We start from the raw sequence: 26,507 nt of genomic DNA, 5'->3' as shown, positions 1-26,507 counted from the left end.
AATGCTTTCCAATAAAGCGGCAAAAACGCCAGGGCTCAATGCCTCATTGCCGCCGCCGCACTTGTTCCATTGTGCCAGCACCCTCACCGCCCCGCTCCGCCGCTGGCGCCGCTGCCCCACAGCGCGCGCTGCAGCAGGCCCCGCGCGCGCTTCTTCGGCGCGAGCTCGACGTCGCTGACCAGCCGCGCCCCGCCCTGGCGCCGTTCCAGCGTGATCTTTCGCGTGTGGAACGCTTCCAGCTCGGCGCGGTGCGCCACGCTGATGATGGTGACCTGGGGCAGCACCTTGATCACCGTCTGCATCATCTTGTCCTGGCTCTTCTCGTCCAGCGCCGAGGTCGCTTCGTCGAGCACCACGATATCCGGCGCGTGCAGCAGCAGGCGGGCGAAAGCCAGACGCTGCTTCTCGCCGCCCGACAGCGTCTGGTCCCAGGGCGCCTCCTCCTCCAGCCGGTCCTTCAGATAGCCGAGGCCGACCTTGTCGAGGGCCGCATTGATCTCTTTCGTCTTCCAGTTGTCGGCGGCGGCGGGATAGGCGGTGGCGCGGCGCAGCGTGCCGGACGGGATGTAGGGGCGCTGCGGCAGCATGAACAGCCGCTTGCCCGGGTGGAAATCGACGCTGCCGCTGCCCCATGGCCAGAGGCCCGCAATGGCGCGCACCAGCGTCGACTTGCCCGAGCCGGATTCGCCCGAGACCAGCACGCGCTCGCCGGGCTCGATCATCACCTCGGTTTCCTTGACCACGGCGGTGCCGTCGTCGAGCGTCACGGAAAGATCGTTGAGGCTGAGCATCGCCCCGTCTTCGGTCTCGCCGCGCTGGATGCGGCCGAGCGTGTCGTTCTCTTCGGCGCGCTCCAGCCCGTCCAGCGACATCATCAGCGAGGCGATGCGGTGGGCCGACGCGTTCCAGTCGGCCAGGCGCGGATAATTGTCGACCAGCCAGCCGAAGGCGCCCTGCACGATGGCGAAGGCGGAGGCCGCCTGCATCACCTGGCCCAGCGACATCGAGCCGTCGAGGAATTTCGGCGCGCACAGAAGCACCGGCACCACCGGCGCGAACAGGCTGGAGCCTTGCGAGACCAGTGCCGTGCGCATGTGCTGGCCGGTGAGCCGCGCCCAGCGGCCGAGCACGCCGGCGAAGGTGCGGTCGATGCCGGCGTTCTCCTCCTCCTCGCCGCCGAGCAGCGCGATGCTCTCGCCGTTTTCGCGCACGCGCGTCAGCACGTAGCGGAACTCGGCCTCGGCCTGGTTCTTGTCCTCGGAAAGCTGGACGAAGCGGCGGCCGATGGCGAACATCGAGGTCGAGGTGATCGCCGCGTAGATGACCGCGGTGACGACGAGGAAGCCGGGCACGGTGAAGGTGGAGCCGCCCAGCGAAAAGCTCAGCGCGCCGCCGATCGTCCACAGCACCACGATGAAGGTCGAGGCCGACAGGAAGGCGTTGAGGACGCCGGCGATGAAATCGACCGGCGATTCGGTGGCGATGCGCAGATCCTCGGTCAGGCGGGCCTCGGGGTTGGCATGGTCGCCCTTGACGAGGTTGAGCTGGTAGTAGCGGCCGCTGGCCAGCCAGCGCTGGATGACGGCCGTGGTCAGCCAGGAGCGCCAGCGCCGCTGCATGGTCATGCGCAGGTAGACTTGCGCGACCACCAGGCTGATGCTGCCGGCGACCAGCGGCAGGAAGATGCCGCTCAGCCAATAGACGGTGTGGGCGTCGCGCTGCTCGATGGCGTCGAAGATCGCGCGGTTCCAGCGATTGATGCCGTATTGGAACCCGACATTGACGCAGATCAGCGTGAGCAGTCCGATCGTCAGGGGCCAGGCGAGCCTGTCGCCGTGCAAACCCCAATAGCCGCGACCGCTGATCCAGAAGCGCCGCAAAAGGTATTTCTTGCGCGCCCGCTCGGCTTCCTCCGGCGAAAGCGCGGGACCCGGCTCGGCGGCCTCCGGCGGCGGCGACCCGGCGTGGCCGATGGCTTCCGGTGCTGCTTCGGCGGGCGCCTTTTGCCCAGGCGGGTTGTCGCCGGCCTGTGGCTTGCGTTGCCGGACTTCGTCGTCCTTCAGCCGGTCTTCTTGAAGTCTGTCTTGCCGCGCCTTCTGCGCGCGCGGCTTCGCGGCGCCACGCGGTTTCGACTGGCGCGGCTTGTCCTGGCGCAGCGGCGCCGAACGCGGCTTGCTTGCACCGCGCTGCGTGGCGCTGTCGGCCGGTTTCGGTTTGTGCTTGGCCGGGGGCATCGCGCGACAACGGCCCAAAAATCAAAAGGTTTCATGCGGGCCGCCCACGCCAATCGCCGAGGGCGCTCCCCCTCTCCGTCTCGGCTTCGCCGAGCCACCCCGCCTTTGGCGGGGCGAGGAACCGCATGCATTGTCTAATGTAGCGCTGGTCGACCCCCACTCCGTCTCGGCTTCGCCGAGCCACCTCTCCCCCGATCGACGGGGTAGAGGAAAGGCGCCAAGCTTTTTGCCGCGCTCGTCCAGCAAGGCTCCCTTCCTTTCCCTCCGGAGGGGGAAGGTGGCGCTGCGAAGCAGCGACGGATTGGGGGAACCACGTGGCAATCAAGCCTCGGCCGATCAGTCACGCCCGTCACACCCCCGGAGCGCTCCGCCGCTCCGAGTGCCGCGCCTCACGGCAACCCTACCCTTTCGAGGCTGCTTGCCTGCTGGGTCACGGGCGAGCGACCCATCACGCGGCGTTGCCGCTGCGAGGATTGCGCAACGGCTCGAAAATAACCTCAGCGGCAGCGGCGTCGAAGGCCAGCGCGTCGCGCATCGGCAATGCGGCCGAAAACAGATAGCCCTGCGCGATCATGCAGCCCAGCGAGCGCAGGATCATGCGGTCGGCGTCGGTCTCGACGCCCTCGGCCATCACCTCGATCCCCAGCGTCCGGCCAAGGCCGATGACCGCCTCGACGAGCGCCTGGTCTTCGACGGATTTCGCCAGGTCGCGGACGAAATCCTTGTCGATCTTGATCTTGCGGATGCGGCTGTCCTTCAGCGACACCAGGGTCGAGAAGCCGGTGCCGAAATCGTCGAGCACGATCGATATGCCGGCATCCGCCAGGCGCCCGACCTTTTCGTCGACCCGGTCGCGATCGACCGGCGCCTCTTCGGTGATCTCGATCTCGAGCATCGCGGCGGGCACATTGTTCGCCCGCAGGCCGGTAAGGATCATGTCGTCGACATTGCCGGCCTCGAGCTCGCGCGGCGAAAGGTTCATCGCGACCCGAACATCGCCGCGCCCCTGCTTCACGAGTTCGCCGATCATGCCGCAGCAGTTGAGGAACACCGTCTCGGTAAGAAGCGAAAGCAGGCCGGTTTCGCGCGCGGCGGTAACGATCTCGGGCGGCGAGATAGCGCCATGGACGTCATGATGCCAGCGCAGCAGCGCCTCGAAGCCGACGACCGCGCTGCTGTCGAGCCGCACCAGCGGCTGGAACCAGGAGCAGAGCCGGCCTGCCTCGATCGCGCCGCGCAGGTCGCGCTCGATGCGGTTCTTGCGTTCCAGCGCGGCGTCGAGCCCCGCGTCGAACAGGCAATATTCGTTCCTGCCGCCGCGCTTGGCCGCGTAGAGCGCGAAATCGGCCTTGAGCAGCATTTCCGTCAGGCGCGGCTTTTCCGCCTGATAGATGCCGATCGAGGCGCCGACGCGCACCGAATTCAGCTCCGGATCCGGATTGGCGATGGCCGCGATGATGACCGACGCAAGCTCGCCGGCCTGCTGCGGACACCTGTCGGCGGAGAAAAGCAGCACGAACTCGTCGCCGCCGATGCGCGCGATCGTAGCGCCCCGCGGGGCGTGGTCCTCGATCCGGCGCGCCACCTTGACCAAAAGATCGTCGCCAATGTTGTGGCCATAGGTGTCGTTGACGGATTTGAAGCCATCGAGGTCGATCAGCATGGCGACGAACGGGCCGTCGGAAAGACCGAGCTTGGCGATCGCCTGCTCCAGCCCGTAGCGGTTGAGAAGGTTGGTCAGGGGGTCCCGCCTGGAATTGCGCTCCATCTCGGCGGCGAATTCGCGCGCCTCGTATTTGAGGCGGCTGGTCTCACGGAAACGGGACTGTCCGAGCAGCGCGCTCCTGATCATGCCGCCGAGGAAAAGCAGGATCGTGAAGGCGAGCACGCCATTTTCGACGCCGCCTTGCGCGAACACGCAGCCGGCGGCGGTGAGAAGCGGCAGCACGATGAAGTTGATCGAAGCCGGCGCGTAGGAGGTTCCATAAGTGACCGAACCGGCCGAGGTGCCGGCAAGCACGATCAGATAGAGCGGCGCCTGCGGCGTGGTGTATCCGTCGCTGAGCAGCGCCAGGAAAGACCAGGCGACGCCCGAGGCGAGCGCCAGCACGCCATAGAGGGAAAGCCGCGCGCCCACCGCCTCGGGCCTGTCGTCGGCAGCATCCGACTGAGCCACGGCAAGCACCACACGCGCGCCATTGATCAAGGCGATCGCGATAAACCACAGCACCGCGGCAAGGCCGCCGCCCGACAAAAGCTGCACCGCCAGGATCAAGGCCGAGAGCACCGTGCCTATGGGCATCGAGATGAAGACGCACTTGCTCAGATCCGCAAGCTGGTCGCGCAGGATGCCTGCTTCCACGGCTTCGCTGTGTCCCTCGGAGGAGAGACCTGCAAGCAGCCGCTCATCATGCCCTGTCATGGCCATAGTGGTTAGGCGAGCGGAATGAAAATCGTGTTAAGGATTTCAGCGGTTTACGGTGCATTTCTCGATCAGGGGCCGGCGCGGCAGCCGGAAGCCCGGGCGCCGCCAGGCGTCCGGGCTGTTCGCAAGGATAAAGCGGTTTCAGTTTTTCGCGGCGGCGGCCTTTTCGATAAGGTCGGCGACGGCCTTGGGGTTGGAGACGTAGACGGCGTGGCTGCCGGCCACTTCCACCGTCGTCGCCTTGGCGCGGCTGGCCATCTGGCGCTGTGCCGGCGGCGGGATCATGTGGTCGTCGGTGGCGACGAGGTACCATGACGGCTTCACCTTCCAGGCCGGCTGGGTGACCTTGCCTTCGAGCGCCGCCACACCCCACGGAACCTGCGAGTCGGCCATGAAGGACGCGAGTTCGGGCTTGACGTCGGCGGCGAAGGAGGCGGCGAACTTCGCCTTGTCCAGCATCAGGAAGCCGTCGACGGGCGGCAGGATCGGGGGCACCGGAGCGCCAGCAGGCGGGTTGGCGATCAGCGAGGAGACCGACTCGCCGGCGTCCGGCGCGAAAGCCGCGATGTAGACGACGCTCTTGACCTTGGGATCGGTGCCGGCTTCCGAGACCACGACGCCGCCATAGGAATGGCCGACCAGGATGACGTCGCCCTTGGCTGCGGCGATGGCGCGCTTGGTGACCGCGACGTCGTCGGCGAGCGATGTGGTCGGGTTCTGGACGATGGTGACGTCGTAGCCGTCCTTCTTAAGTATCTTGTAGACGCCGTCCCAACCGGAACCGTCGACGAAGCCGCCATGCACGAGGACGACGGATTTCGCAGGCTGGGCATTTGCCGTTCCGGCGGCGGCGACGCCGAGGGCCAGGGCGGCGGAAGCGATGATTGCAGCGGTAGACATTTTGAGTTCTCCTGTTCAAAAGCGTTGTTTGCGTTGCTTGCAGGAGGACTATGCGACGGAGCGGTCGGGTTCGCTTTCAGGCCGCCTTCAGGATCTCTTGATTTTCCCTTGAGATCGCTTTGATTTTGCGCCCAACAGCCGGCTAGACTATCGGAGCCGGCGTTTTTCCGGCGGGTGGAGCAGGCATTGCCATATCATTTCGAGGATTTCGTTCTGGACGGGGACAGGCGCGAGCTGCGCCGCGGCAACGACCTGATCCCCGTCGAGCCACAGGTGTTCGATCTTTTGCAGCACCTCATCCGCAACCGCGACCGGGTGGTGAGCAAGGACGATCTGGTCGACGTCGTATGGCAGGGGCGCATCGTCTCCGACGCCACCTTGGCCAGCCGCGTCAACGCCGCCCGCGGCGCGCTTGGCGACAATGGCGAGGACCAGCGGCTGATCCGCACCATCCTGCGCCGGGGTCTGCGCTTCGTCGGCACGGTGCGCGAGGACGGCGCGCAGGGCACCGCCACGGCGGAGCAAGCTGCCCCCCGCCCCGAAATTCCCGCCCGTCCCTCGATTGCCGTGCTGCCCTTCCAGAACATGAGCGGCGATCCGGAGCAGGATTATTTCGCCGACGGCATGGTCGAGGACATCATCACCGGCCTGTCGCGCATCCGCTGGCTGTTCGTGATCGCTCGGAATTCGAGCTTCACCTACAAAGGCCGCGCTGTCGACGTGAAGCAGGTCGGGCGCGAGCTCGGGGTGCGCTATGTGCTGGAAGGCTCGGTGCGCAAGATGGGCAACCGAGTGCGCATCACCGGCCAGTTAATCGACGCGGAGGACGGCAGCCACCTTTGGGCCGAGCGCTACGACCGCGACCTCACCGACGTGTTCGCGCTGCAGGACGAGATCACCATCGCCGTGGTGGCGGCGATCGAGCCCAATCTGCGCCGCGCCGAGATCGAGCGCGTCAGGCGCAAGCGGCCCGATAGCCTCGACGCTTACGATCTCTTCCTGCGCGCGCTGCCCGATGTCTACACCTTCATGCCGCAGGGCGCCGCCAAAGGGCTGCCGCTGCTCGCCCAGGCCTTGGCCATCGAGCCCGATTACGCGCTGGCGCACGGCTTCGCCGCCTGGGCGCATCAGACCTTGTTCATACGCGGCGGCTTCCAGGCCGAGCACCGCGACAAGGCGACCCGCCACGCCCATGCGGCGATCGAGCATGGCTCAGGCGACGCGATGGCGCTGGCGCTGGCCGGCTTCACCATCGGCATGGTCGAGCATGATCGCAAGCTCGCCGACGAGGCGTTCTCGCAAGCGCTTTCGCTCAGCGCCTCCTGCGCCTTCGTCTATGCTTTCGGCTGCGTTTCGGTAGCCTATGGCGGCGACGCGCGGCGAGCCATCGACTGGGGCCAGCAGGCGCTACGACTGTCGCCGCTGGACGCCATGAACTGCGTGCCGCAAGGCATTATCGGCTTCGGCAATTTCCTGGCCGGCCAGCACGAGCAGGCGGTCGCCGCGGGCCGGCGCGCGGTGGAGATGACACCTGGCTTCAGCGTCCTGCACGGCTGGTTGGCGGCGCCGCTGGCAAGGCTCGGACGCATCGAGGAGGCCAGGGCCGCAGGCGCGCGGCTGACGGCCCTCGACCCGCATTTCACCATCGGTGGCTGGTCGAAGGCGGTGGGCTTCGCGCCGGAGATCGTCGACGAGGTGACCGGCGCGCTGCGGCTGGCCGGATTGCCGGAATAGGCGATCAGGATGGAAGAACCCGGCCCGACCGAGCTCAGGCTGATGCAAGGCCTCGCCCAGGACGTGACGGCGCTGCGGCCGGAACTGCTCAACGGGGATGCGACAATCGGCGAGTTGGCCTGGGTCTGGGCCAAGGATTTCGATGCGCTCGCCCCCTTCTGGCGGCACCGGCTGTGGTTCGTGGATGGGCGGTTGGTGGCATGGGGATGGGCCTGCCTGCACCATCGGGTGCCGCGCGGCGACGGCACGGTGCACGAGATCGAGACCGCCAACCTGACCTGGCAGACGCATCCGGACCGCGCCGCGCTGCTTGGGGAAATCCTCGACTGGTACGATGACGTCGCCGGCGGTGTCGACCAGTTGCTGACAGTGCAATCCGCCGACATCGAGGCGCAGCGGATCGTCGCCGCGCATGGCTACGCCTTCGACGCGGAAGCCGGCGCGGATAACGGGTCCTGGGCGCAGTTCAACACGCGGGAATTGACCGACCTGCCCGATCCGGCGCTGCCCGAAGGCTTCCGTTTCCTCAACGCGAACGACGTTTCGGCGGCCGATGCGGTAGAGGCGCATCGCCAGGCCTGGCATAAGTCGCGCTTCAACGAGGCGGCGTTGGAGCGGGTGCGGCGGACGTGGCCGTACCGGGGCGACCTGCATGTGCTCATCGCCGCGCCCGACGGCACGCTGGCCGCCACCGCGATCATCTGGCTGGACGAGACGACGCGGACCGCCGAATTCGAACCTGTCGGCACGCATCGCGTTTTTCGCCGGCGCGGACTGGGCACCGCCTTGCAATTGCACGGCATGCGGCTGGCGAAAGCCGCGGGCGCCACGCGCATGTTGATCGCCTGCCGCGGCGCGCCGGCGGATCCGGCCGCCCGGAACATGTATTACGGCGTCGGCTTTCGCCCGATCAGTCGCGACCTGCCGCAGGTGAAGGCGGTCAGATAGCGGCATTGATTTTGCGAAAGCCGATGGACCATCGGAATTGATCGGCATGGCACGGCGCGAGAAAAACCCTATCGTGTTTGTGTGACCGGCAAGCCAATCGGAGCCCCAACCCATGACCCTCACCAATCGAGACATCGTCGAGCTGACCGAATGGCGGCGCAAGCTACATCGGCAGCCGGAAATCTCGAACGAGGAGCAGAAGACGGCGAGCGAGGTCGTTGCCTTCCTCGCCGATACGGGACCGGACAAAGTGCTGACGGGGCTCGGCGGCCACGGCGTGGCGGCGGTCTACGACAGCGGGCAGGCCGGGCCGACGGTGCTGTTCCGGTCGGAGCTCGACGCGCTGCCGATCGAGGAGCTTTCGGGCGTCGCGCATAGCTCGCAGGTGCCAGGCAAGTCGCATATGTGCGGGCATGACGGGCACACCGCGATCCTGGCGGCGCTCGGCCGCCAGTTCGGACGCGAAAGGCCGGCGCGAGGCCGCGTAGTCCTGATGTTCCAGCCGGCCGAGGAAACCGGCAACGGCGCGGCCGGCGTTGTCGCCGATCCGCGCTTCGGCGAGATTCAGCCTGATTTCGCGTTTTCGCTGCATAATCTGCCGGGCGTGCCGTTCGGCGAGGCGCGGCTGAAGGCCGGCACCGTCAACTGCGCCTCGCGCGGCATGCGCATCGTGCTCGAGGGCAAGACCGCGCATTCCTCGATGCCGGAAACCGGCACCTCGCCGATGCCGGCGGTGAGCGAGCTGATGCCGGCGCTCCCAGTGCTCGGGAGCGGGACCTTCGCTGATGAGGATTTCGGCATGGTGACCGTCACCCATTGCGTGATGGGCGAAGCCGTGTTCGGCATCGCGCCCGGCTACGCGGAAGTGTGGGCGACGCTGCGCACGCGCCGCGACGAGCGTATGGCCGAACAGGTCGCCGCCGCGGAAGCGCTTGCGGCAAAAATCGCCGCCAGGCACAGCCTTGCCGTGCGCTTCGACTATCATGAAATCTTCGTTGCCAGCGTCAACGCGCCGGACGCGGTGGAGCATCTCAACCGCGCGCTCGACGAGGAAGGCGTTTTACGCAGCGAGGCGGCGCTGCCGATGCGCGCCTCGGAGGACTTCGGCATTTTCGGCCATAATGCCAGGTCGGCGATGTTCTTCCTCGGCGCCGGCGAACGCACCCCCTCGCTGCATAATCCCGACTATGATTTCCCCGACGACCTCATCCCGATCGGCTCGCGCATCTTCATGCGCACGGCGCGCAACCTTTTGGGCTGAGCGGCGCGCCAAAGATGGCCTGCCCGATCGACGTCAATCACCATGCCATTTAGTGCTGGCTCCGCCGCCGATTTCTTCGCCCGCGACGCGGTTGTCGTGGCACGCGCGCTGATCGGCGCGAGGATTGAGCTCAGTGGCGTCGGCGGCATCGTCGTCGAGACAGAGGCGTACCGGCCCGACGACCCCGCCTCGCACAGCTTTCGCGGCCGCACGCCGCGCAACGCGCCGATGTATGGCGCGCCCGGCTCCGCTTACGTGTACCGCTCCTACGGACTGCATTGGTGCCTGAACGCGGTGTGCCTGCCGGGCAGCGCGGTGCTGATCCGAGCAATCCAACCGCAGTCCGGTATCGCCGCCATGCGCGCGCGGCGCGGAATGGACGACGAGCGGCTGCTCTGCTCAGGCCCCGGCAAGCTTTGCCAGGCGCTGGGCATCGACAGCTCGCACAACCGGCTGCCGCTGACCGCGCCACCTTTCGAATTCGCCCGTTCCGAAGCCGACCCGGCCGCGATCCTCGCGGGTCGCCGGATCGGCCTCACCAAGGGCGTGGAAGCCGAGTGGCGCTTTGGCCTCGGCGGATCGGCTTATCTCAGCCGCAGGTTCTAAACTTCCCTGCTGTCGAAAATGAACATCTGGACGCCCGACTCGTCAGGTGCGTAAAGCCGGCGATCAGCGCCCGCCGCTTTTCCTTCCGGGCTCGCGAAACCCTTCTTCATGGCGTCGAGATCGTCGAAATGCAGCACCCCGATCAGGTAGATGTCGGATGGGCCGGCCAGCACCGTGATAGGTCCCCGGCTGACCTCGTATTTCCTGAGACCCGGAATTTTCTTGGCAAGCGGTATGTGCGTCTCGAAATAATGCTTGTCGAACGCCTGCGCGTCCGCCGGCTGCTTGTAGATGACGATCATTCCAGCCATTGCGGTTCTCCTTTTTGCGTGGACGAACCAAGGACGAAATGGCGGGCGGAAATGGAACGGGGCGTTGAAAAGAATCCGGGAACCGGGCTCGAAGTGCGACGATGCGGCTCTCGGTCCTTCCATCCGCTTTCGAAACCATCTCGCTTGTGCGAAGACGCGTTCCGTGTAGTCTTCGCCCTAAATTAGCAGAGACTCAAACGATGAAAATTGCGGTCATCGTCGCGCTGAGCGCGGCAGCGGCTGGGTGCGTATCCTCCCCAGTCGACTATGGCGCCTCGCTTCCCCAGCAGGATCCGAAATGGGCTTCGCCGGAATGCCAGCAGGCCCGCAAAGCGGCCTCGGATTACGCCACCCGCGAGAAGCAGAACCCCGGCTGGGGCTTCGGCGTGCTGGTTGGCCCCTACAGCATGGGGCTCGTCGCGGCCGCCAAGGAGCACGAGCAGCAGCAGCGACGGCTGCTCGCCCGCCAGATACATCTGCAGTGCTCGAGCCAGCCGCTGCCGAAGGAACTGGATTTCGATCCGTCGACCTACGCGCCGAAGAAGACGCATTATCCGTAGGCGGTGGGCCGCGGCCCGGTTTCTACCGCGGCCGCTCCGCCGCGCCCTCCCCGTCGAACGCGTAGGTGAGGATCGCCACGCCCGTCGCGGTCGATACCAGGTCCGACAGCTTCGGCGCCGACGGCGTCTGCCCCGGCTCAAAAAGGCGCGAGCCTTCCCCCAGCACCAGCGGGTGGACCATCAGCACCAGCTCATCGATCAGCCCGTGCCGCATCAGCGCGCGCAGCAGCTTGCCGCTGCCGAACATGACCAGCGTCTTGTCGTGGCCTTGCTTAAGCGCGCGCACGGCCTCCCCGGCATCGCCGGCAAGCAGCGTCGAATTCTCCCAGCGCGGTTCGTAGCCGGCGTCATGCGAGGCGACGAATTTCTGCGCGCCGGTCAGCGCCCTGGTCATCGGACTGGCTGGCTGGCGGACAGCCCAGGCTTCGTGAAGATCCTCATAGGTCGTCCGGCCGGCGAGCAGCGACCAGCCGCCGGCCATGGCGCGTCCGATGACCTCCTGCATCTGCGGGTCGCTGCCCGGAATGCCCCAGCCGCCATGCGCAAAACTGTTGCGCGTGTCTTCATCAGCGCGCGCCGGCGCCTGGAAAACACCGTCCAGCGTCAGATGCTCGATGGCGACGATCCTTGCCATTTCAGCCTTCGCTCCATGCTTTCAGCAGCGGCCCGTCGCCGCCATGGACCGGATCCTTGTCCGGCCGGCCGACAGCCGGGATGGTGCGCAGCGCCTCGGCGTGCTGCTCGGCGCTCCGGCACAGATCATATGTGCCGAAAGGCGGATAGGCGCCGACCACCAGAAGGTCGACCGAGGCGGACAGGCGCTGATGGCCGGTGCCGGCCGGCAGCAGCGCCACGTCGCCCGCCTTGACCTTGAGCACCTTGCCCTTATCGCCGCCGAAGCGGACCTCGGCGGCGCCGCGCGCGATGCCCAGCACCTCGTGGATGCGCGAATGATAGTGGACGAAGCCGTAGATGCCGTCTCGCCAGCTGTCGCCCCAGCCATTGGCGCCAAAAATATCCTCGAAGACGGCCGCGGGATCGGCGTCATTCGGCAGTTGCACCGCGCCGGGATAGACGAGCATCGGCCAGCGCGGATGGTTGGGCACCAGCCCGTCATCGGCAAAGCGGAAGGCGAGCGGTTCCTTTTTGTTGACAGATTGTGCCATCCTTGCGGCTTCCTGCATGGTCTTAATCGGACCTAACGGTTTTCCGCGGGTTTTGCTCCGGCCAGTCCGAGGAGGTCACAATGGCTGCATTTCGTCTTTCGGCAATCGGCCTTTTTGCATCGGCAGTTGCCTTTACCGCCGCTGCCGCCGGCAACGCCACGGCGGCGCCTGCGCAGGATCTCCATAAGCTCTGCCGCCAGGTGAAGAATGACGACACGGTCCGCCCCTATTCGCACGCGCTTCACGCCGGCACCGTCAAGGCGTTCAAGAAGCTGTTTCCGGAGGCCAAGAGCGCGCCGCAGGAATCGGAGCTTGCGACGCAAGCCAACTATCGCTGCATGAACGGCAAGCTGCTGGCCTGCTTCGTCGGCGCCAACCTGCCCTGCGCGAAGATGAACGCCGCGCGCGACAATCCCGGCGCGGACGAGTTCTGCAGGACCAACCCGAATGGGGACGTCGTGCCGGCCTTCGCGACGGGACACGACGCCGTCTATGCCTACAAATGCGCGGCTGGCAAGGCGGTGATCACCGGCCAGCCATGGGTGCTCGACAGCGCGGCTTTGCCACCAAACTGTGGGCCGAAGTGCCCCGGCACTGACATGCGCGGGTCCTCGGCCCGACTGCCGAGGGCTCGCGGCCACCTGCCGGCGAAACCTAGACCTCGAGCATGACCTTGACGGCGCGACGCTCGTCCATCGCGCGGTAGCCTTCCGCCACCTCGGCCAGCGGCAGCTTGAGGTCGAAGACCGTGCTGGGCTTGATGCGGCCTTGCAGCACGCGTTCCATCAGGTCGGGCAGGAAGCGGCGCACCGGCGCCGGACCGCCCAACATGCGCTTCTGGCCGAAGAACAGGCGCTGGCCGTCGAAGCTCACGCCATGCGGCACGCCGACATAACCGATCGTGCCGCCGGGCCGCGAGCAGGCCAGCGCCTGGTCGAAGGATTCTCCCGTGCCGACGCATTCCAACACCGAATCCGCGCCGATGCCCCTGGTAAGCTCTTTGATGCGCGCAATGCCTTCCTCGCCACGCTCGGCCACGATGTCGGTGGCGCCGAACTCGCGAGCCAGCTTCTGGCGGCTCGCGTGGCGGCTCACGGCGATGATGCGCTCGGCGCCCATCTCCTTGGCCGCCAGCACGCCCATGAGGCCGACAGCGCCGTCGCCGACGACAACCACCGTCGATCCTTCGCGGACCTCGGCCGCATCGGCCGCGTACCAGCCGGTGCCGAGCACATCGGAGACGGCCAAAAGATCCGGTACCAGTTCGGCCGGCGGAACCTCGGGAGTCGCCACCAGCGTCCCGTCGGCCAGCGGCACGCGGGCATAAGGCGCCTGGGCGCCGCTCATGAACTCGCGCTGCTCGCAGGACGACTGGAAGCCGAAACGGCAATGCGGGCAGGTGTTGTCGGAGAGGCAGAAGGAGCCGACGACGAACTGGCCGGGACGGACATTGCGCACCTCGCTGCCGACCTCGACCACGATGCCGCAATACTCATGACCCATGTGCTGCGGGCCGTCGACCGGCTGCAGCCCGCGATAGGGCCACAGGTCCGAGCCGCAGATGCAACTGGCCGAGAGCTTGATGATGGCGTCCGTCGAGCGCAGGATTTTCGGATCGGCGACTTCCTCGCAGCGGATGTCGCCGGGCTTGTGAAGAACGGTTGCGAGCATTTGCTTTCCTTTCGTTCAATCAGACAGGGTCGGGCAGGAAGCTCAGGCGCCGTAATCGGCGTCGCTGACGTGTTCCAGCCAGTCGACGACCTTGCCGTCCTTGACCTCCTGGAGGGCGATGTGGGTCATGGCGGTTGCGGGGGACGCGCCGTGCCAGTGTTTTTCGCCAGGCGCGAACCAGACGACGTCACCCGGCCGGATCTCCTCGACGGGGCCGCCCTCGCGCTGCACGCGGCCGAGGCCGGCAACGACGATCAGAGTCTGTCCGAGCGGGTGCGTGTGCCAGGCGGTGCGGGCGCCGGGCTCGAAAGTCACCTGCGCGCCTTGCACACGCGCGGCGTCGAAGGGGTTGAAGAGGGGATCGATCCGCACCGTGCCGGTGAACCAGTCGGAAGGGCCCTTGCCGGAAGGCCTGGTGCCTGCGCGAAGAATGTCCATGGTAATCTCCTTTACGTCGTCAAATGCGTTCGATGTGAAGCGGGAAAGCGCCGCGACCGTGCAAGCCCTCCTGGCCCTCGTCGAAGCGGCCGAGCCTGGTCAGCCCAGGATGGCGATAGTCGGCGTAGAACATCGCCAGATTGCCCCAGGGCATGAAATAGCAGAGATCGTAGGGCTGCTCGTTGCCGAATGGACCGCTGCCCTCCCCGGTCAGCTTGCGCGGCAGGTAAGCGATCTTCTCGTTGTGCGCGTAGTCCTCGATCTTGAGGTCGAGCGGCAGCATCGAGAAGAAGTCCCGCGCCGAAGGATTGTCGTGGAGCGTGGCGGTCATGGTCCGGCCATCGAACGTCATCCTGATTCTCATGTCGGTCGGCTCCTGGTTGGCCGGATCCCTGCCCTGTTGGCTGTTGGCCGACCGCGGCGCGACCACGGTTGCAAGCGCGGCGCAGAGCAGCGTTCGCCGGCTGACCGGTTGTCGCGTCATCGATGGTTGCTCCCGCGCGCTGTCGCCGCGGCGGCAAGCAGCGCCGAACCGAGAAGCAGCACGGCGCCGAGCGCGAATGGGCCCCACCAGCCGGCCGCGTCGAACAGCAGCCCGCCCGCGAACGCGCCGAAGGTGATGGCGAACTGGATCAGCGCGACCTGCAGCCCGCCGCCCGCCTCGAGATCGTGCGGGATCACCCGGGCCATCCAGGTGTTCCAGGCGACGGGAATCGGCGTGGTGAACAGGCCCCAGGCGATCAGCAGGGCGGCGGTCGCGATGGCGAACGGGCCGAGCGCGATCAGCAGCAACGCGATGATCGCCAGAACCGTTGGCAGGCCGACCAGCACCACGCCAGGATGCGTGCGAAGAATGAAGCCGACGAGCGACGCGCCGACAAGGCCGGCGAGCCCGAGGCCAAGCAGCACCAGCGACAGCGTATTCACCTCCAGGCCGGTGACGCCTTCGAGGAAGGGGCGAAGATAGGTGGAGAGTGCAAACTGGCCCATGAAGGCGAGCGTGGTGGCCGCCATGCCGATGGCGAAGACGCGATTGCCGAGCAGGCCCAGCATTTTGCCGACCGAAGCCTGCTCACCCGCGGGCATTTTCGGCAAGGCGGCAAGCTGCCAGACGATCGCGAGGAGGCCAATCGGGACGACGATGAAGAAGGCGCCGCGCCAGCCGATCAGTCCGCCGAGAAAACTTCCGAGCGGCGCCGCGATCACCGTGGCAAAGGCCGTTCCGCCCTGCAGCATGGCAATTGCCCTGGGCAGGTCGGAGCCAGGCACGAGGCGGGCCAGGATAGCGGTGGACAAGGACCAGAAGCCGCCGATCGACACGCCGATCAGGGCCCGGCCGAGCATGAAGACGAGATAGTTCGGCGCGAAGGTGATCGCCAGGCCGGAGACCACGAGGATGGCCGTGTAGAGGACAATGACGGTCCGCCGGTCGAGCCGCGACAAGAGCGCGCTGCCGAACAGGCTGGTAAGGACCGCGAAGAAGCCCGAGACGGAGATCGCCTGGCCGGCCTGCCCTTCCGAGATGGCGAGTTCATCGGCGATCGGAGTCAGCAGGCTGACCGGCATGAACTCCGACGCCACCAGCACAAAGGTGAGCAGCGACAGGCATGTCACCGCTCCCCAGGCACTGGGCGCTTTCACCGCTTGGGCTTTCGCCAATTGGCGGTCGTAGGTCGTATCCATATGCCGCGACCCGCCGTCGGGCCCTCCAGTCATTTCGCTGACGGCTATATAGATCACTGGCACTATTCGCATTAGCCGTTGCAATCTGCATGGACTTATCCATTTTTGATATAAATTGACGAGTGGTGGCCACGAACCGCCAGAGCTAGAACGAGCGCCCGAGCCAGGATTGTGCCCATGCAGCGCGAGAATCTGAAGGATTTGCTGTGGTTCCTGACGGTGGCCAGGGAGCGCAGCTTTACCAGGGCGGCGGCAGAGCTCGGCACGTCGCAATCGACGCTCAGCCATACCATCAAGCAATTGGAGGCGCGGCTCGGCGTGCGGCTGCTGACCCGCACGACGCGGAGCGTGGCGCCCACGGAAGCAGGCGAGCGGCTCTACCAGTCGCTTGTCCCGCGGTTCGAAGGCATAGAGTCCGACCTGTCGAGCCTGGTCGCCTTCCGCGACAGGCCTGCCGGCACGGTGCGTATCACGCTGTCGGACCATGCGCTGCGGATGGTTGTCTGGCCGAAGCTGCAGCCGATGCTGCGCGACTATCCCGACCTGCGCGTCGAGCTCTACAGCGACAACGGCATGCGCAACATCGTCGAGGAGCGCTTCGACGCCGGCGTGCGGCTCGGCGAGAACGTCGACAAGGACATGATCGCGGTGCGCATCGGCGCCGACTGGCGGCTGGTGGCCGTCGCTTCGCCGGACTATTTTTCGCGCCGCCCCATCCCGAAAGCGCCGCAGGACCTGGTCGCGCATGACTGTATCTGCCTGCGGCAGACGACATTCGGCGGGCTCTATGCGTGGGAGTTCGAGAAAAAGGGCCGCGAGCTCAGGGTTCGGGTGGAGGGCCAACTTACCTTCAACACGACTATCCCCATGGTCGAGGCCGCACTCGCCGGCTACGGCATAGCCTATGTCCCGGAAGACCTCGTCAGCCAGCATGTGGCCGAGGGCCGGCTGAGGCTCGTTCTCGACGACTGGAGCCTGCCCTTTCCGGGCTACCACCTCTACTACCCAAGCCGGCGCCAGCTCTCGCCGGCGATGGCGGTGATCGTCGCGGCGCTTCGGCACCGCGTTTGACGGCAGAACGTCCTGGTCGTTTCCACCGGCTGGACCAGCCGGACGTCCGGCGCTTGCCCCCGCCCTCCAGGTCACTGTCGTCAGCGGCAATCAGCTGTTCATCGCCGACCCCCATATAAGCATTTCCTATTGCAATCTCCGGAAGAAGAAGGTTCATTAAAATTTCCGGGGGAGAATAAAAAATCGTGCATAGGGGTGTGGTGCGGCTTCTTCCGAAGCCCAAGGTTTCCATATTCATTTGCGGTTGTGGGCATACGGGATCGACCTTGCTCGCCCGGATACTGGCTGGCCATCCGGATGTTTTCGCCATTCGACGCGAGACAAGCGCTTTTGTCTCGCCAAACGGGGCGCGATGGACCAAGCTAAGCCTGGTCTTATTGCAGGCGGCCATTTCACGCCGCAGCGTCTGGGTTGAAAAGACTCCCAATCATATCCACTACACAAGGCAGATCATCGAGACGATCCCGGGCGCGCGCTTTATCGTCGTCACGCGCGACGGCAGGGATGTCGTGGCTTCGCTCGGACAGCGTTACGAGGGCGATTTCGACAAGGCTTTCCAAAGATGGATCGCCGACAGCAAGGCCTCGATGCTGCGCGTCGAAAAGGGCGAAAGCATCCTGTGGCGCTATGAGGACTTCATCGAATCGCCGGCGCTTTCCATCGAACGGCTGTGCCGCTTCATCGGCGTGGCCTTCGATCCGGGCATTCTGAACTATCACAAGCAGCCTGTTGTATGGGGGCGGGAAAAGGCGGTTCGCACGGCGCATTCCGCTCGCCGGCACGCCCAGGTGAACCAGCCGATCACCGATTATAGGGGCGGCTGGCGATCCAGGCTGCCGACGGAAGTGGCTTGCCGTTTCGACGCCGGCGAAGCGCGGGAAATCATGGACTATTTCGGATACGCGCAGGCCGAGCATTCGGCTGATGTCGATCACCAGACCTAAGCGTAGTCGAGGAGCGATCGTTTGATCAGCGCGGGAGCAGCCGCGAGACCTTGAGCCGCGGCGCGAAGAAGCAGCGCAGATAGGGCTGGTCGGTTATGACGTAATGGTTCTCGCAGATATGGTAGCGGCCGTCCGGCGATTCCTGCACGCGCTCTCGCGGGATGTTGAAACCATCGGGAAGATAGACATAGCCACCGTCGGCCCTGGATTGCACGGCAGACTCCTGTATGGGGCGGCAATCCGAGCCGCCGCAGCATTTGAAGTTGGTTACCGGGTCAACCTTGTTTTCGTACCAGTCATGGGCGTTGGCGCCTGTCGCGGCGCCAATCCACATGGCTGTGACGATGACCCTTCGCATGGCATTCCTCGACGAAGCGGAGGCGCTGCTCATTCGAGCGTCTTGTATATTAGCGTTCGGCCGGAAACGCCATTGCGCGGCGAAGGTCCGGAAGGCGACGCCCGGCCCTTGCGGCGGCGATGGATGAGGTCGGATCCTCAGCAGAGATCCGGCCCTGCCCGCTCACACCAGCCGCTGCCCGCCGTCGATGTGGACGGTCTCGCCGGTCATGAATTCGTTCTGCATCAGATAGAGATAGGCGGGTGCGATGTCGGCGGGTTTGGCGATTTTTCCCGCCGGGATACGCGCGCCCATCTGCTCGAAATAGCCTGTCTTAGCCTCGCCGACGATCTCGTCCCACATCTCGGTGTCGACCCAGCCGGGCGAGACGATGTTGACGCGGATCGGCGCAAGCTCCAGCGCCAGCGCGCGGGCGAAATAGCTGAAAGAGCCGGCGACCGCCGCGACCACCGAGCCGCCCGGGACCGGCGGGCGATCCTTGTTGATGCCGGAGGTGAAGATCATCGAGCCGCCTTTGTTCAGCGTGCGCACGGCATGCTTGGCCAGCATCACCGCGCCGATCAGCTTGCCGTCGACGAAGCCGCGTACGAAATCCATGTCGGTCTCGCCGATCGGATAATTGGGCGGTGGCGTGCCGGCCGTCGCCACCAGATGATCGAAGGTGCCGGCTGCCTCGAACAAGCGGGACACCTCTGCCTCATTGGCCATGTCGGCGGCGATGCCAGTCACGCGCCCTGCCCCGCCGAGCCGCTTTTCGGCGGTCTTCAGTTTTTGCACCGAGCGGCCGACGATCACGACTTCGGCGCCGTTTTCCAGCGCCGCGGCCGCGACGCCGAAACCGATGCCGGAGCTGCCACCGACGACAATGAGCTTCTTTCCCGTGAGACTGGCCATAGGTCTTCTCCGTTCTTCAATTGTGGGATGTTCAGGCGCGGCCGGCGTGGGCGGCCGCGATGTCGGCGAGGATGATCTTCTTCATCGAATACATCGCCTGCCGCGCTCGGCCGGCCTTTTCGCGGTCCGGGTCGTTCATCAGCCGCAGGGCTTCGCTGGGAATGACCTGCCAGTAGACGCCGAATTTGTCCTTCAGCCAGCCGCAGGGCTGTTCCGAGCCGCCGTCGGCGGTCAGCGCGTTCCAGAAATAGTCGGTCTCGGCCTGGTCCTCAGTCTCGATGTAGAGCGAGATGCGCTCGTTGAAGGGCGGCACGCCGCCGGCATTCAAAGCGGTAAAGCGCTGGCCTTCCAGTTCGAAGTCGAAGATCGCGTGCGGCTTGTCGGTGAACTCGATGCTCTGCAGCGCGCGACCGTTCCTGAAAACGGACAGATAGAAGTCGCGCGCGACTTCGGCGTCCAGGTTGAACCAGAGGAAAGGGTGAACGGTGGCCATGATGTCCTCGCAGGTTTGATCTGAAGTGAGTGTTGATCACAAATTCTGTGAGGATTTTTGGCTGGAAAAAGCTCGACGGACAAACCAAAGTTTGGCAAGGATTTGTTACCAACACTCACAAATCGATCTGGCCATGACCCGCAGACTGCCGCCGCTCAATGCCCTCCCGGCCTTCGAGGCTGCCGCCCGGCACCTGAATTTTTCCAGGGCCGCGGACGAGCTCAATCTCACCCATGGCGCCGTCAGCCGGGCAATAAAACATCTGGAGGAGCAGCTCGGCGTGCAGCTCTTCGAACGCGCCACGCGCTCGGTGCGGCTCACCCCGGTCGGCGAGCCTTATGCGCTGGCCGTGCGCGAGACGCTCGACCAGCTCGCGCTGGCGACGCACACGGCGACCTCGCGCCATTCGGGTTCGACGCTGAATGTCAGCACCTCGGACGGCTTTGCCGGCAAGTGGCTGGTGCCGAGGCTCTATCGTTTCCACCGCGCGCATGGCGACATCGACGTGCGCGTCTCGACCACCGGCAAGCTGACCAATTTCCGCGGCGACGGCATCGACGTCGCTATCCGTTATGGCGGCGGGCACTATCACGGGCTGACGTCGGAATTCCTCACCGGCGAGGAGGTGTTTCCCGTCTGCAGCCCGAAGCTCTTGGAGGGTCCGCATCCGCTGAAGCGGCCCGAGGACCTCAGGCACCACACGCTGATCCGCGACGGCTACCGCATCGACTGGGCGGCGTGGCTGGCCAGTGCCGGCGTCGAGGGCATCGACCCGAACAGCGGCCTCACCTTCGACTCCGCCACCTTCGCGGTGGAGTCGGCGGTGCAGGGCGAAGGCGTGGTGCTCGGCCGCACCATGCTGGTTTCGGCCGACCTCGCCACCGGCCGGCTGGTGCGGCCGTTCGACCATGCGCTGAAAGCGGTCTCCAGCTTTTACCTCGTCTACCCGCCGGAGGCGATCCGCCAGCGCAAGGTGAAGGCGTTTCGCGATTGGCTGTTTGAGGAGATCGGGCCGGGCTGAAGCAAAGGCTTGCCAAAATCCCAGCCTTGCGAAGACGTGCCGATTGCGCGATGTTGCGCAACCATGGCTGGCGAGTATCTGGATCACAAATTGGAATGCCCGTTTTGCGGCACTATCCGTTTGCAAATTCCGGCCGATGCTCAACCCGAAACGGCGATCCATTGCGCTGAGTGCGGCAAATATCTCGGCTCATGGGATGAGCTTCAAACCGATTTCGAGCTCCAGGGCGGCACGGACGGCGTATTCCGACTGGATAAGGGGCGCATCCAGAAGCTCAATTCCAGCCGATGACCAGCCGCTGCCGCCGGAGCCCATGGGGCTCAGACCGGAAAGCGCTCAACAGGGCAACCGACGGCATGGCGGGGGCGTTGGGGAGCCGCCGGTTACCAGGACGAGGGGCCATGGAATGAGAAAAATGCGCAGGCCCTGACACAATAATGCCAGTTCTGTGCGTTCCTGGAAACTGGTTTCCGGCTTAAAATTCAAATGTATATGGGAGAAAGCGCACACTCGCGATGATCTTCGTGCGGCTCCCCGCGACAGGAACCACATCGGCCGTCCCGCGTCATAGGGACAGGCTCTTGTCGTGATCCTGGAGTGACGTCGATGGTCAAGCTGCTTGTTGTCGTTGCATTGGCGCTCGCGCTCGCTTGCGGCGGGACGTTGGCAGCCAAGCTCGACCTCGCTGCTGTCAACCAGGCGCAATTCGGCGAGGGCGAGCCGAAGGGCGTGGATCCGATGGTGCTCAGAGCGCAGATCCTTCTCGATCGCGCCCGCTTCTCCCCCGGTCTGATCGACGGCCGCCTTTCCGACAATTTTTCCAAGGCCGTCGCGGCCTTCCAGGCGGCGAACGGACTGCCCTCCGACGGCAAGCTCACCCGGGATACCTGGGACAAGCTGGCGGCGACTTTCGCCGGCCCGGTGCTGATAAGCTACGAGGTCACGGCCAAGGATGTGCGCGGGCCGTTCACCAGGCGCATCCCCGCCCGCATGGAGCGGATGGCGCATCTGAAGCGGCTCGGCTATCGCAACGCGCGGGAAAAACTGGCGGAGCGCTTCCATGTCAGCGAACAATTGCTGAGGCTGCTCAATCCAAAAATCGGTTTCAGGAGGGCCGACACCACGCTGGTGGTGCCTGATATCGGCCGCGGCGATCCTCCCGCGACCGTCGCCAGCGTCGAGGTCGACAAGGGCACGCGCCAGGTGCGCACGCTCGATGCGTCAGGCAAGGCGCTCGCGGTCTATCCCGCCTCGATCGGCAGCGAGGAAAAGCCGGCGCCGAGCGGCGCGGCGGAGGTCAAGCGCGTCGTCCACAATCCGGCCTATCATTACAATCCGAAGTTCGCCTTCAAGGGGGTGAGGAGCAAGCGGCCCTTCACCGTCGCCGCGGGGCCGAACAATCCGGTCGGGATCGTCTGGATCGATCTGTCGATCGAAAGCTACGGCATCCACGGCACGCCCGATCCGGGCAAGATCGGCACGACCTTCTCGCATGGCTGCATCCGGCTGACCAACTGGGATGCCGAAGACCTCGCCGCCATGGTCAAGCCCGGCACCAAAGTCGACTTCGAGCAGGAGACGGCGCAAGACGGGCAGGCGCAATGAAATGCCGGCAGGTCGAGGCCGCCGAGTTGTAACCTGCTGCATAAATCCAGCTTATCATGACCCCCAGTTTTTGAAGACGTTACACGGGCTTTCCCCGCCTGTAGTTTCGGCGGCGCTCGTTCAACAATGATACAGTTTCGGTGGTTTGATGCAGACACATGCGCGGGTGGTGATCGTTGGCGGCGGATGCGTCGGCGCCGGTATCCTTTATGGGCTGGCGAAGCGCGGCTGGACGGACGTCGCGCTGCTGGAGCGCACGCAACTGACCGCCGGCTCGACATGGCATGCGGCCGGGCTGATCCCGTCCTACGCCCGCAACATCAATGTCGGGCGGATGATCAACAAGACCATCGAGATCTATGAAGGGCTCGAGGCCGAGACCGGGCAGCCGGTCGGCTGGCACAAATGCGGGCAGTTGCGCATCGCCAATTCCAGGGACCGGCTCGACGAATACAAAAGCTATATGAGCGTCGCCGAGGTGCAGAACATGCGGGCGCAGTTGCTGACGCCCGACGAGGCGCGCAAGCTCTGGCCGCTGCTCGACAACAAAAAGATGCTCGGCGCGCTCTACCATCCCGATGACGGCCATATCGCGCCGGCCGACGTGACGCATGCCATGGCCAAGGGCGCGCGCGATCTCGGCGCCAAGGTCTATCTCAACACCGAGGTCACCGGCTTCAAACGGACGCCGGGCGGCGAGTGGCTGGTTGAGACCAACAAGGGCGACATCACCTGCGAGCACGTGATCACGGCCACAGGCAATTACGCGCGCCAGACCGGCGCGTTGCTCGGCCTCGACATCCCGGCGATCCCGATCCTGCACCAGTACTGGATCACCGAAGCCGTGCCGGAAGTGGTCGAGCGCAAACGCGCTGGCCGGCCCGAAATGCCTATCCTGCGCGACGAAGGTTTTGAGGGCTATCTGCGCGAGGAAGGCGACGGCCTGATGTTCGGACCTTACGAACGCACTGCCAACCTGAAGCTGTTCGCCGAGGATGGCGTGCCGTCCTGGTTCGGCGCCGACCTGCTGGAAGAGGATTTCGACGCGGTGGCGTGGAACTGGGAACAGGCGCTTCAGCTCGTCCCGGCGCTCGGACGCGTCGGCATCAAGGCCAATGTGCGCGGCCCCTTCCAGATGACGGCGGACGAGCTGCCCTTGATGGGTCCGGCCTGGGGCCTGCCCAATGTGTGGCTGGCCGAAGGCGTGCCGGGCGGCATCCTGTGGGGCGGCACGATCGGCTATAATCTGTCGGAGCGGATCGTCGAAGGCGGCAACAGTATCGACACCTCCGATCTCGATCCACGCCGCTTCGGCGACTACGCCAACAAGGAATGGACGCGCGAAAAGGTGCGCGAGGCCTGGGGCACGCATGCCGAGCAGAAATATCCCGGACAGGACATGCCCGCCGCGCGGCCGCAAAAGACCGCGCCCTCCTATGACAGGCTGACCGAGCTCGGCGCCGTCTGGGGCGTGCTCAATGGCTGGGAGATGCCCAACTGGTTCGCGCGCGACGGGGTCGAGGCCAAGGACCAGTTTAGCTGGCGCTGGACGCCGAAGGGCAACCTCGTCGGCGAGGAGGTGCTCGCTGTGCGCAACGCCGTCGGCCTGGTCGAGATGACTCCGATGACCAAGTTCGAAGTGTCGGGACGAGGCGCGGCCGCCTGGCTTGACCGGATCATCGCCAACCGTCTACCGGCGGTCGGCAAGGTGACGCTGGCGCATCAGCTTACCGCCAACGGCGGCGTGCAGGCGGAATATATGGTGGCGCGCCTCGGCGATGACCTGTTCTACCTGATCTCGACGCCGCGCGCCGAGCGCTGGAACTTCGACGATCTGTCCAGGCTGCTCCCCGCCGATGGCAGCGTGAGCCTGAAGAACGTCACCAACGATCGCGGCTGTTTCACGGTCGTCGGACCCAAGGCGCGCGAGGTGCTGCAGCCGCTCACCGAGATCGACCTTTCCAACGAAAGTTTTCCGTGGTTCGGCGTCAAGACCGGCAATGTGGCTCTGGCCAGCGACGTGCGGCTGCTGCGCGTCAACTATGAAGGCGAGTTGGGCTGGGAGCTCTACCATCCCCTGCCCTATCAGCGTCAATTGCTCGACGCGATCTTGAAGCAAGGCGAGAAGCACGGTCTGCGGCTGGTCGGGCTGCACGCGCTGGAGTCGCTCCGGCTCGAGAAGTCCTATCGCGCCATGTACCGCGACATGAATCCCGAGCTCAACGCGCTGGAGAGCGGGCTGGAGCGCTTCATCCGCCTCGACAAGGGCGACTTCGTCGGGCGCGACGCGGTGCTGAAATACAAGGAGCGCAACGACCAGCGCCGCTCGGTGACGCTCAGGATCGACACCGAAGGCGCAAGCTCCCTTGCCAATGAAGGACTCTACAGCGACGGCGCGCTGGTCGGGCGCATCACGTCGGGCGGCTACGGCTATGCGCTCGGGCATGACGTGGCGCTGGCGCTGCTGCCCGAACTATTTTCCAAACCCGGCACGAAGCTCGACGTCGCGATCCTGGGCGAATGGAAGGCCGCCGAAGTGATCGCGGATTCGCCTTACGACCCGACCTCGGCCAGGGCGCGGATGTAATAGGCGGGGCCTGCGAAGGCCCCGTTACCGACGTGTCCTTCGGAGGGAAGCCCGTATGCGTATCGACCGCATCAACGTCTATTCGGCGCAGCTGCCAGTCAAAGGCGGTGTCTACCGCATGGCGAGCGCCGACGTGGAGGCGCTGGACTCCACACTGGTCGAAATCGTCACCGATGATGGTTTTGCCGGCTGGAGCGAGACCTGTCCGATCGGCCCGGTCTACCAGCCGCATCATGCGCTTGGCGCCCGCGCCGCGATCGCCGAAATCGCGCCGGGTCTGATCGGCTCGGAGATCGCCTCGATCAGGCTGCTGGCGAAACAGATGGACGAGCGGCTCAGCGGGCACGGCTACGCCAAGGCCGCATTCGACATGGCGTTCCTGGACCTGCTCGGCCAAAAGCTCGGCGTACCGGTCTCGACGCTTTTGGGCGGCGCGCTGACCGACCGCGTGCCGGCCTATTATTCGCTGATCGTCGGGGCGCCGGACGAGACGGCGCGGATCGCCGCCGACAAAGTGAAGGCAGGCTATCCGCGCCTGCAGATCAAGATCGGCGGGCGCAACCTGGAAGAAGACGTGGCCGTCGTCCACAAGGTCTGGGAAGCGGTCGGCTACAAGGCTCGGCTAGCGGTCGACGGCAACCGCGGCCTGACGGTCGCCGCCGCGATACACCTCGACCGGCTCTGCCAGCAAATCCCCTTCGTCTTCGAACAGCCCTGCAACACGATGGACGAGATCGCGACCCTGAAGGGCCGCATCACGCATCCGGTCTATCTCGACGAAAGCACCGAGGACCAGAACGCCGTGCTGCGCGCGATCTCGCTCGGCATCGCCGACGGCTTCGGCTTCAAGGTCACGCGGCTTGGCGGCCTCACCAAGATGACGACGGTGCGCGATCTCTGCGCCATCCGTTCGCTGCCGCACAGCTGCGACGACGCCTGGGGCGGCGACATCATCGCGGCGGCCTGCGTGCATCTGGCCGCCACGGTCGAGCCGCGCCGCATGGAAGGCGCCTGGATCGCGCAGGAATACATCAAAGGCCATTTCGACGCGAAGCACCCGATCGTCATCAAGCAAGGCCACATCGCCGTACCGCAACGGCCGGGGCTGGGCGTGAAACCGGAGCCCGGCATGTTCGGCAAGCCGGTCGCCATCTACGGGCCCTGAGCGGACGCGCCTGGAACAGCGCCGGTCGATCACCTTCGCGATGCCACGGATCGTTCCGCCCTGTCCTGCGTTCTCGTGACACGCAAGGAGGAACGGCAATGGACGACGATCGGACCGAGAAGATCAGGCAGCGTGCCTATGAGATATTTCAACGCGAGGGCGGTATCCTCGGCAATCACGAACGGCACTGGCAACAGGCCGAGTTGGAGATCGACCGCGAGGCGGCCCTGCCGCTGACAGCGGACGATGCTCTGCCCGAAACGCGCGAGATCGACAGCGCCGATGTGCTCACGGTGGAGGCGCTTGCCATGCGCACCGGCATTTCCGGCGATGAGGCGCAGGAACTGCTCGACCGGCTGGGCAACGACCGCGCGGCGATCGAGCAGGCGGCGCGGAGTCTGAAAGCGAAGGGGCGGAGTTGATCCATATTAA

The 26,507-nt window shown here is 65.5% G+C and carries 27 protein-coding genes; 14 read left to right on the top strand and 13 right to left on the bottom strand.

Annotated features, from left to right (window positions below; genetic code table 11):
- Positions 1-83 precede the first annotated feature (83 nt).
- The 3 genes from FJW10_RS13570 to FJW10_RS13560 form a co-directional block, all read right to left on the bottom strand.
- Positions 84-2,234 (bottom strand): ABC transporter ATP-binding protein/permease, encoded by a 2,151-nt coding sequence (locus FJW10_RS13570; RefSeq protein WP_140900484.1) that lies wholly within the window; start codon positions 2,232-2,234, stop codon positions 84-86.
- 448 nt (positions 2,235-2,682) lie between these two features.
- Positions 2,683-4,656, bottom strand: a complete 1,974-nt coding sequence (locus FJW10_RS13565) for an EAL domain-containing protein (protein WP_140900483.1) — start codon at positions 4,654-4,656, stop codon at positions 2,683-2,685.
- A gap of 144 nt (positions 4,657-4,800) precedes the next feature.
- Positions 4,801-5,559, bottom strand: a complete 759-nt coding sequence (locus tag FJW10_RS13560) for an alpha/beta hydrolase (RefSeq protein ID WP_246674244.1) — start codon at positions 5,557-5,559, stop codon at positions 4,801-4,803.
- 186 nt (positions 5,560-5,745) lie between these two features.
- Here FJW10_RS13560 and FJW10_RS13555 point away from each other — a divergent pair, with 186 nt between their 5' ends.
- The 4 genes from FJW10_RS13555 (at position 5,746) to FJW10_RS13540 (ending at position 10,108) form a co-directional block, all read left to right on the top strand.
- Entirely contained in the window at positions 5,746-7,293 is a 1,548-nt protein-coding gene (locus FJW10_RS13555; RefSeq protein WP_140900482.1) for a winged helix-turn-helix domain-containing tetratricopeptide repeat protein, read from the top strand.
- 9 nt (positions 7,294-7,302) lie between these two features.
- Positions 7,303-8,241, top strand: coding sequence for a GNAT family N-acetyltransferase (locus tag FJW10_RS13550; protein ID WP_140900481.1), 939 nt, complete (start codon positions 7,303-7,305; stop codon positions 8,239-8,241).
- 112 nt (positions 8,242-8,353) lie between these two features.
- Positions 8,354-9,502, top strand: a complete 1,149-nt coding sequence (locus FJW10_RS13545) for an amidohydrolase (protein WP_140900480.1) — start codon at positions 8,354-8,356, stop codon at positions 9,500-9,502.
- A 42-nt stretch (positions 9,503-9,544) separates the two neighbouring features.
- Positions 9,545-10,108, top strand: a complete 564-nt coding sequence (locus FJW10_RS13540) for a DNA-3-methyladenine glycosylase (RefSeq protein ID WP_140831617.1) — start codon at positions 9,545-9,547, stop codon at positions 10,106-10,108.
- On the opposite strand, the gene FJW10_RS13535 is transcribed toward FJW10_RS13540, so the two are convergent.
- A complete protein-coding gene (locus FJW10_RS13535; protein WP_140900479.1) occupies positions 10,105-10,419 on the bottom strand; it encodes an EthD family reductase in 315 nt (104 codons plus the stop codon). The genes FJW10_RS13540 and FJW10_RS13535 overlap by 4 nt on opposite strands.
- Before the next feature lie 200 nt (positions 10,420-10,619).
- Here FJW10_RS13535 and FJW10_RS13530 point away from each other — a divergent pair, with 200 nt between their 5' ends.
- Positions 10,620-10,979, top strand: a complete 360-nt coding sequence (locus FJW10_RS13530) for a hypothetical protein (protein ID WP_140900478.1) — start codon at positions 10,620-10,622, stop codon at positions 10,977-10,979.
- Positions 10,980-11,001: 22 nt separating this feature from the next.
- On the opposite strand, the gene FJW10_RS13525 is transcribed toward FJW10_RS13530, so the two are convergent.
- Together FJW10_RS13525 and FJW10_RS13520 are read right to left on the bottom strand one after the other, a co-directional pair.
- Positions 11,002-11,613, bottom strand: a complete 612-nt coding sequence (locus FJW10_RS13525) for a dihydrofolate reductase family protein (RefSeq protein WP_140900477.1) — start codon at positions 11,611-11,613, stop codon at positions 11,002-11,004.
- A gap of 1 nt (position 11,614) precedes the next feature.
- Positions 11,615-12,145: a cupin gene (locus FJW10_RS13520; protein ID WP_140900476.1), complete on the bottom strand. Its 531-nt coding sequence runs from the start codon at positions 12,143-12,145 to the stop codon at positions 11,615-11,617.
- An 80-nt stretch (positions 12,146-12,225) separates the two neighbouring features.
- Here FJW10_RS13520 and FJW10_RS13515 point away from each other — a divergent pair, with 80 nt between their 5' ends.
- A complete protein-coding gene (locus tag FJW10_RS13515) occupies positions 12,226-12,816 on the top strand; it encodes a hypothetical protein (protein ID WP_140900475.1) in 591 nt (196 codons plus the stop codon).
- On the opposite strand, the gene FJW10_RS13510 is transcribed toward FJW10_RS13515, so the two are convergent.
- Genes FJW10_RS13510 through FJW10_RS13495 form a run of 4 tightly spaced genes read right to left on the bottom strand, consistent with a single transcriptional unit; the run spans position 12,800 to position 15,937 of the window.
- Complete coding sequence (locus FJW10_RS13510) at positions 12,800-13,816, bottom strand: zinc-dependent alcohol dehydrogenase family protein (protein ID WP_140900474.1); 1,017 nt, start codon at positions 13,814-13,816, stop codon at positions 12,800-12,802. The two genes, FJW10_RS13515 and FJW10_RS13510, sit on opposite strands and share 17 nt — an antisense overlap.
- Before the next feature lie 42 nt (positions 13,817-13,858).
- Positions 13,859-14,254, bottom strand: coding sequence for a cupin domain-containing protein (locus tag FJW10_RS13505; RefSeq protein ID WP_140900473.1), 396 nt, complete (start codon positions 14,252-14,254; stop codon positions 13,859-13,861).
- Between the two features lie 19 nt (positions 14,255-14,273).
- Complete coding sequence (locus FJW10_RS13500; protein WP_140900472.1) at positions 14,274-14,738, bottom strand: cyclophilin-like fold protein; 465 nt, start codon at positions 14,736-14,738, stop codon at positions 14,274-14,276.
- The gene (locus FJW10_RS13495; protein WP_140900471.1) at positions 14,735-15,937 is read right to left on the bottom strand and encodes an MFS transporter; all 1,203 of its coding nucleotides are present in this window, start codon (positions 15,935-15,937) and stop codon (positions 14,735-14,737) included. The genes FJW10_RS13500 and FJW10_RS13495 overlap by 4 nt, the downstream gene beginning before the upstream one ends.
- Before the next feature lie 177 nt (positions 15,938-16,114).
- Between FJW10_RS13495 and FJW10_RS13490 the strand changes: the two genes are divergently transcribed.
- Together FJW10_RS13490 and FJW10_RS13485 are read left to right on the top strand one after the other, a co-directional pair.
- On the top strand, positions 16,115-17,008 hold the full coding sequence (locus FJW10_RS13490) for a LysR family transcriptional regulator (protein WP_140900470.1): 894 nt from the start codon (positions 16,115-16,117) through the stop codon (positions 17,006-17,008).
- Between the two features lie 185 nt (positions 17,009-17,193).
- Positions 17,194-17,952, top strand: coding sequence for a sulfotransferase (locus FJW10_RS13485; protein ID WP_348639755.1), 759 nt, complete (start codon positions 17,194-17,196; stop codon positions 17,950-17,952).
- A 25-nt stretch (positions 17,953-17,977) separates the two neighbouring features.
- Here FJW10_RS13485 and FJW10_RS13480 read toward each other — a convergent pair whose 3' ends face one another.
- From FJW10_RS13480 to FJW10_RS13470, 3 genes are all read right to left on the bottom strand, one after another.
- On the bottom strand, positions 17,978-18,166 hold the full coding sequence (locus FJW10_RS13480; protein ID WP_140900469.1) for a hypothetical protein: 189 nt from the start codon (positions 18,164-18,166) through the stop codon (positions 17,978-17,980).
- A gap of 306 nt (positions 18,167-18,472) precedes the next feature.
- A complete protein-coding gene (locus tag FJW10_RS13475) occupies positions 18,473-19,204 on the bottom strand; it encodes an SDR family oxidoreductase (protein ID WP_140900468.1) in 732 nt (243 codons plus the stop codon).
- Positions 19,205-19,235: 31 nt separating this feature from the next.
- Complete coding sequence (locus FJW10_RS13470; RefSeq protein ID WP_140900467.1) at positions 19,236-19,697, bottom strand: VOC family protein; 462 nt, start codon at positions 19,695-19,697, stop codon at positions 19,236-19,238.
- Positions 19,698-19,830: 133 nt separating this feature from the next.
- Between FJW10_RS13470 and FJW10_RS13465 the strand changes: the two genes are divergently transcribed.
- From FJW10_RS13465 to FJW10_RS13440, 6 genes are all read left to right on the top strand, one after another.
- The gene (locus FJW10_RS13465) at positions 19,831-20,718 is read left to right on the top strand and encodes a transcriptional regulator GcvA (RefSeq protein WP_140900466.1); all 888 of its coding nucleotides are present in this window, start codon (positions 19,831-19,833) and stop codon (positions 20,716-20,718) included.
- Positions 20,719-20,781: 63 nt separating this feature from the next.
- Positions 20,782-21,009 (top strand): hypothetical protein, encoded by a 228-nt coding sequence (locus tag FJW10_RS13460; RefSeq protein WP_140541733.1) that lies wholly within the window; start codon positions 20,782-20,784, stop codon positions 21,007-21,009.
- Between the two features lie 315 nt (positions 21,010-21,324).
- Entirely contained in the window at positions 21,325-22,323 is a 999-nt protein-coding gene (locus FJW10_RS13455) for a L,D-transpeptidase (RefSeq protein ID WP_140900465.1), read from the top strand.
- Positions 22,324-22,471: 148 nt separating this feature from the next.
- A complete protein-coding gene (locus FJW10_RS13450) occupies positions 22,472-24,910 on the top strand; it encodes an FAD-dependent oxidoreductase (RefSeq protein ID WP_140900464.1) in 2,439 nt (812 codons plus the stop codon).
- 55 nt (positions 24,911-24,965) lie between these two features.
- Positions 24,966-26,075, top strand: coding sequence for a mandelate racemase/muconate lactonizing enzyme family protein (locus tag FJW10_RS13445; protein WP_140900463.1), 1,110 nt, complete (start codon positions 24,966-24,968; stop codon positions 26,073-26,075).
- A gap of 98 nt (positions 26,076-26,173) precedes the next feature.
- Positions 26,174-26,497, top strand: coding sequence for a DUF2934 domain-containing protein (locus FJW10_RS13440; protein ID WP_140900462.1), 324 nt, complete (start codon positions 26,174-26,176; stop codon positions 26,495-26,497).
- The last annotated feature ends 10 nt before the right edge of the window (positions 26,498-26,507 follow it).

Source organism: Mesorhizobium sp. B4-1-1 (assembly GCF_006439375.1).
In the GTDB taxonomy this organism is placed as follows: domain Bacteria; phylum Pseudomonadota; class Alphaproteobacteria; order Rhizobiales; family Rhizobiaceae; genus Mesorhizobium.
The sequence above is the reverse complement of the archived record's forward strand: the minus strand, read 5'-3'. Positions and strand labels throughout refer to the sequence as shown.